Annotated in this window: 7 protein-coding genes; 5 read left to right on the forward strand and 2 right to left on the reverse strand. The window is 67.7% G+C overall.

Features of this window, described 5'->3' with window-relative positions:
- The 3 genes from Q4C89_RS11055 to Q4C89_RS11065 form a co-directional block, all read left to right on the forward strand.
- On the forward strand, positions 1-416 hold a 416-nt coding region (locus Q4C89_RS11055; protein ID WP_303102669.1), incomplete at its 5' end, for an HAD-IC family P-type ATPase.
- A complete protein-coding gene (locus Q4C89_RS11060; RefSeq protein ID WP_303102670.1) occupies positions 409-666 on the forward strand; it encodes a glutaredoxin family protein in 258 nt (85 codons plus the stop codon). The genes Q4C89_RS11055 and Q4C89_RS11060, both read left to right, overlap by 8 nt.
- Entirely contained in the window at positions 663-1,043 is a 381-nt protein-coding gene (locus Q4C89_RS11065; RefSeq protein ID WP_303102671.1) for a helix-turn-helix transcriptional regulator, read from the forward strand. Before Q4C89_RS11060 ends, Q4C89_RS11065 begins: the two co-directional genes overlap by 4 nt.
- 358 nt (positions 1,044-1,401) lie before the next feature.
- Here the strand turns inward: Q4C89_RS11065 and hmpA are convergent, their stop codons facing one another.
- Complete coding sequence (gene hmpA, locus Q4C89_RS11070) at positions 1,402-2,613, reverse strand: NO-inducible flavohemoprotein (protein ID WP_303102672.1); 1,212 nt, start codon at positions 2,611-2,613, stop codon at positions 1,402-1,404.
- Between the two features lie 24 nt (positions 2,614-2,637).
- Positions 2,638-3,060 carry a group III truncated hemoglobin gene (locus Q4C89_RS11075; protein WP_303102673.1) on the reverse strand — a complete coding sequence of 141 codons (423 nt, stop codon included), beginning with the start codon at positions 3,058-3,060 and terminating at the stop codon, positions 2,638-2,640.
- Positions 3,061-3,183: 123 nt separating this feature from the next.
- On the opposite strand from Q4C89_RS11075, the gene Q4C89_RS11080 reads away from it, so the two are divergent.
- Both Q4C89_RS11080 and Q4C89_RS11085 read left to right on the forward strand, forming a co-directional pair.
- Positions 3,184-3,588 carry an RrF2 family transcriptional regulator gene (locus tag Q4C89_RS11080; protein WP_303102674.1) on the forward strand — a complete coding sequence of 135 codons (405 nt, stop codon included), beginning with the start codon at positions 3,184-3,186 and terminating at the stop codon, positions 3,586-3,588.
- A 66-nt stretch (positions 3,589-3,654) separates the two neighbouring features.
- Positions 3,655-5,118: serine hydrolase (locus tag Q4C89_RS11085; RefSeq protein WP_303102675.1), on the forward strand; the 1,464-nt coding region annotated here is incomplete at its 3' end.

The following is a 5,118-nucleotide window of genomic DNA, read 5'->3' on the forward strand; positions in this document are numbered from 1 at the left end:
TGCTGCCCGAAGACAAACTGCGCCTCGTGGACGAGTTGCCCGGCCCGGTGGCGATGGTGGGCGACGGCATCAACGACGCGCCCGCTCTGGCCCGCGCCTCGGTGGGCATCGCGCTGGGAGGCGGCACCGACGTGGCCCTGGAAACCGCCCAGGTCGCGCTGCTTCAGGGCCGGGTGGGGGGCGTGGCTGACCTGGTCGAACTCTCGCGGGCCACCCTCGCCAACATCCGGCAGAACGTGGCCTTCGCGCTGGGCCTCAAGGCCATTTTCCTGGTGACCACGCTGCTGGGCCACACCAACCTCTGGATGGCGGTGCTGGCCGACACCGGGGCCACCGCCATCGTCACCGCCAACGCTTTGCGGCTGCTGCGCTGGCGGCCCAGTGTCCCGGCCCGTGTGGAGGAAACTCATGTCTGACCCTGCCATCACCCTCTACACCGTGCCCGACTGCCGCGACTGCGAGGCGGTGGGGCGACTGCTGCGCGGGGCCGGGCGCGACTGGCTGGAAAAGGACGTGCGGGCCGACCCCGCCGCCCACGCCGAGATGCTGCGGGTCTCAGGCGTCCGGATTGCCCCCGTCGTGTCGATAGGCGAACAGGTGTTCTGGGGGCCGTTCGACGAGCAGCGGCCCCGGCTGCTGGCGGCCCTGGCAGGCAGCAGCGCATGAGCAGGCCTGCCGAAGCCTGCGACGCCACCTGCGAGGTCACCCCGCTGCACCTTCAGAGCGTGGCGGCGGCCCGCGCCGACCTGCCCGGCCCCGACTGTGTGGAGCGGGCGACGGCGCTGCTCAAGGCGGTGGCCGACCCGACCCGCTTTCGCCTGCTGAGTGCCCTACAGGGCCGCGAACTGTGCGTGTGCGACCTCGCGGCGGTCCTGGGCCTCAGCGAGAGCGCGACCAGCCACCAGTTGCGGGTGCTGCGCGAACACCGTCTGGTGGCGGTGCGCCGCGAGGGGCGGGTGGCCCACTACCGCCTGCTGGACGGACATGTGACCCAGCTTCTTGAGAATGCACTGGAACATGCGCGGGAGGAGGTAGAGGGCTGAGGGTGGAGAGCCGATAGTGGAAGGTCAACGCCGCCACCCGGTCTGACAGCGGGGTGACGGCGTTTAGTCCTTATCCTTCCCGGCTTTCCGATGGCCTGGGCGGAACAGCGCCCCTCATGGCCCCCCAAAAAACCGAGAAACGCAGAATTCAGGAGGCCGTCGGGCGCGAAGCGCACGGGCCGCACATGAACCAGAAAACACCAGCATCCAAGCCCCGTGCAGCCGAGAAACACCGTCAGATCAGCGAACTCACCGCCATTTGCACAGCGCCAGCGTCAAAGCCCCTGTCCCCCCTGGGGATAGGGGTTTGGGGTTGGGGCCAAAAGCTGAAGCAAAAGCCCTCACGCCCCACCCCCGCTCACCCGTGAATCACCACGTCAAAGCTCTGGCTGGGGCCGAACGTCTCGGTAAAGCGCCGCTCGGCGGGCACTTTCAGTTCGTCTAGGATGCCTTCGACCGCCGCCACGAATCCACTTGGCCCGCAGTAGTAGTACTCGGCGTCGCCCTGGGGCAGCACGGGGCGCAGCGCGTCCAGGTGAATCAGGCCAGCGGCGTCGTGGTGCGTGCCGGGCTGGTCGCTGTCGTTGGTGTCGGTGTAAAAGACCAGTTTGCGAACGTGTGGGTACTGCGAGGCGAGGGCGTTCACGTCGTCACGGAAAGCGTGAACCGAGCCGTTTTGCGCGGCGTGGACGAAGGTGACCGGGCGGCTCGACCCCTGGCGAATCAGGGAGTGCAGCATCGCCAGTACGGGCGTGATGCCCACGCCGCCGCTGAGCAGCACCACCGGGCGCTCGCTGTCTTGCAGCACGAAATCGCCCGCCGGGACGTGAACGAGCAGTTCGTCGCCTTCCTGCACCGTGTCATGCAGATGCCCCGAAATCAGCCCGCCTGCCTCGCGCTTGACCGAAATGCGGTAGTGGTCGGCGCTCGGCGCGTCCGAGAGGCTGTACTGGCGAATCTGCCAGTTTTCCTGGCCCGGCACCTTGACCTTGAGGCTGAGGTACTGCCCCGGCTGGTAGGCGGGCAGCGGCTGACCGTCCACGGGTTCGAGGACAAACGACGTAATCACGCTGCTCTCAGCAAGCTTGCGGGCCACCCGGAAGGGCCGGAAGTCGCGCCAGCCGCCCTTTTGCTCGGCTCCGGCGTCGTACATGCCCTGTTCCACGCCAATCATCAGGTCGGCGAGCTCCCCGTAGGCGGCGGCCCAGGCGTCCAGAATTTCGGGGGTGGCGGCGTCGCCCAGCACCTCGGCAATCGCGCCCAGCAGGTGTTTGCCCACAATCGGGTAGTGCTCGGCCCGCACTTCCAGGCTGACATGCTTGTGGGCGATGCGCCCCACCATGCCGCCCAGCACCTCGGGGTGGTCGATGTGCGCGGCGTAGGCCAGCACCGACGCGGCGAGGCTGCGGGCCTGCTTGCCCGTTTTCTGGTTGGCGGGGTTGAAGATGTTGAGCAGTTCGGGGTGCGCCGCGAACATGGAGGCGTAGAAGGTGCGGGTAATCGTTTCGCCGTGCGCTTCGAGGGCGGGAACGGTGGCCTTGACGATGGTTTTTTGTTCGGGAGTCAGCATGGTTGTTTCCTTGTCGAAGTGGGGCTAGCGGTCAGGGGCCGGAGGCGAGGACAGGGCGAAGCGTTCCAGGCTGGCGCGCATTCGCTGGGCGAGGTGCAGCATCGCCTCGGCTTCGGCGGGGGGCAACTCTGCGCTGAGGGTGAGTTCCCACAGCGTCAGCCAGCGGTCAAAGTGCGCGGGGCCAATGCCCAGACCCCTGTGCGCCGGGCCGGGTTGCCCCCGGTAGGCGCTGGGGCCATGCGTGACCGCCCGCCAGAACCCTTCCAGCCGCGTGATGTGCAGGGGCCAGCCCGCCCCCGGAAACGGGCCGAGTTTTTGCCGGAACACTGGGGCCAGCTCCTCGTCTTCCATCACGCGGGCATAAAAGGCCCACAGCAATCGGCGCAGGGCTTCGTCACCGATGCGGTCGAAGAGGGGAGACACGTTCAGGGGAACAGGAGCAGTCATAGGGTCAGTATTCCAGCAAGCGGGGGTCAAATGTGGATATTTTTATCCACTTTATTTGACGGCTCAGCCTAGAACTCTTTAAAGTGGATGTCAAGCTCCGTTTTAGGGGCAAGGGGGGCACAGATGTTTTCACAAACGGCTGAATATGCGCTGCGGGCCGCCGTGATGCTGGCCGAGCCGCCGCTGCGGGCACTGAGCGCCGCCGAACTCGCCCGGCTGACCGAGGTGCCGCCGCCGTACCTGTTCAAGGTGATGGGCCAACTGGTGCGGGCAGGGGTGGTGACCGGGCAGCGCGGCAAGAACGGGGGCTACCGCCTGAGCCGCCCCGCCGACGAAATCAGCGTGCTGGAAGTCGTGAATGCGGTAGACCCCCTGCCGCGCATCCGTCATTGTCCGCTCGGCAGGCCCGAACACGAACAGGCCCTGTGCCCGCTGCACCGCCAGCTCGACGACACCTACGCCCAGATTGAGCACACCCTGGGCGCCCGCACTCTGGCCGAAATGACCGATATTCCAGCCAACCAGTAGGACAGGTGCAGCTGGGGCAGGTGCAGTCTTCACGGTCAGCCGACACTTGTCTATTACACTCTGTTTATGAGGAAATTCCTGCTCGCCCCGGCCCTGTTTGCTGTCATGGCGGTGGCCCAGACGGCTCCGCTGACGCCTGCCCAGGCTCTGTCCCGGCTGTGGAGCGGGCCGCTTCAGACCGAATGGTTCAGCCCCGACTTTCTGGCTCAGGTGCCGCTGAACACCATTCAGGCGCAGTTTTCCAGCATCGGGCAGGCCTACGGCGCCTTCGTGCGGGCCGAGGAAGGGGGCGGGCAGTGGCGGCTGGTCTTCGAGCGGGGCAGCCTGCTGGTCACGTCGTTCGGCGTAGATGCCCAGGGCCGGGTAACGACCTTCGGGGCGGTTCCGGCGGCCCAGGCTCCGGTCAGCCTCTCCGACGCGCAAAAACAGCTCGGTCAGGACGTGCTGGGTCGCCTTTTCGCCGCCGACCCGCTCGACCTGTCGCTGCTGAGTCCCGAATTTCTGCTCGTCGTCCCGGAGGCAGAGTTGCGCCTCTCGGTGGGCCGCTTGCGCGAACGGCTGGGGGCACTGCGCGAGGTGACGGCGACGGACACGGGCTGGCGGCTGGTCTTCGAGCGCGGCGCCGTGCCGGTCAGCCTGCTGCAAGTCGGCCCGGACGGCAAAATCACGGGTCTGCGGTTTCTGCCCCCCGAATTCGACCTGACCTCGGTGGCCCAGGCCCGTGACGCGTTTGCCGCCTTGCCGGGCCGGGTCAGCCTGCTGGTGCAGCAAGTCGGCGGCCCGACCCTCACCGAACTGAACGCGTCGCGCCCGCTGGCCGTCGGCTCCACCTTCAAACTGGCGGTGCTGGGCGAGGTGCAGGCCCAGGTCAGCGCGGGGCGGCTGCGCTGGAACGACGAAATCGAACTCACCGACGCCCAGCGCAGTCTGCCGAGCGGCACGTTGCAAGACGCCCCGGCAGGCAGCCGCTACACGGTGGCGGACCTGGCCCGGCGCATGATCAGCATGAGCGACAACACCGCCACCGACCTGCTGCTGGAACGCGTGGGGCGCAGCGGCGTCGAGGCGCGGCTGGGGCAGAGCGCCATTCCTAGTACCCGCGAAGCCTTCGCCCTCAAAAATCCGGCCAACGCCGACCTGTTGCGGGCTTACCGTGCGGCGGGCCTGAACCGCCCTGCCCGACGCGACGTGTTGGCCCAGGCGGCGACGGCTCCTCTCCCCCCGGCGAGCGCCTTTATGCGTGGCCCCCTCGCCGCCGATGTGGAGTGGTTCGTCAGCACCCGCCGCTTATGTGGGCTGATGGCCGACGTGGCGGCGTCGCCCGCGACCCAGATCAACCCTGGGGTAGCCGCGCGGGGTGACTTCGGGCAGGTCAGCTTCAAGGGCGGCAGTGAACCCGGTGTCATGAACCTGACCACCCAGGTCACGACCAAGGCGGGGCAGCGTCTGTGCGTGAGCGCCACCTGGAACGATGCCCGCGCCCTGGACGAAGGCACGTTTATGGGGCTGTACGGCAGCCTGCTGCGGCTG

The organism is Deinococcus sp. (assembly GCF_030523985.1).
Taxonomy (GTDB): Bacteria; Deinococcota; Deinococci; order Deinococcales; family Deinococcaceae; genus Deinococcus.

Coding starts and splice junctions, on each gene's coding strand:
- Q4C89_RS11060 (WP_303102670.1), top strand. CDS start 409: ATGTCTGACCCTGCCATCACCCTCTACACCGTGCCCGACTGCCGCGAC.
- Q4C89_RS11065 (WP_303102671.1), top strand. CDS start 663: ATGAGCAGGCCTGCCGAAGCCTGCGACGCCACCTGCGAGGTCACCCCG.
- Q4C89_RS11075 (WP_303102673.1), bottom strand. CDS start 3,060: ATGACTGCTCCTGTTCCCCTGAACGTGTCTCCCCTCTTCGACCGCATC.
- hmpA (WP_303102672.1), bottom strand. CDS start 2,613: ATGCTGACTCCCGAACAAAAAACCATCGTCAAGGCCACCGTTCCCGCC.
- Q4C89_RS11080 (WP_303102674.1), top strand. CDS start 3,184: ATGTTTTCACAAACGGCTGAATATGCGCTGCGGGCCGCCGTGATGCTG.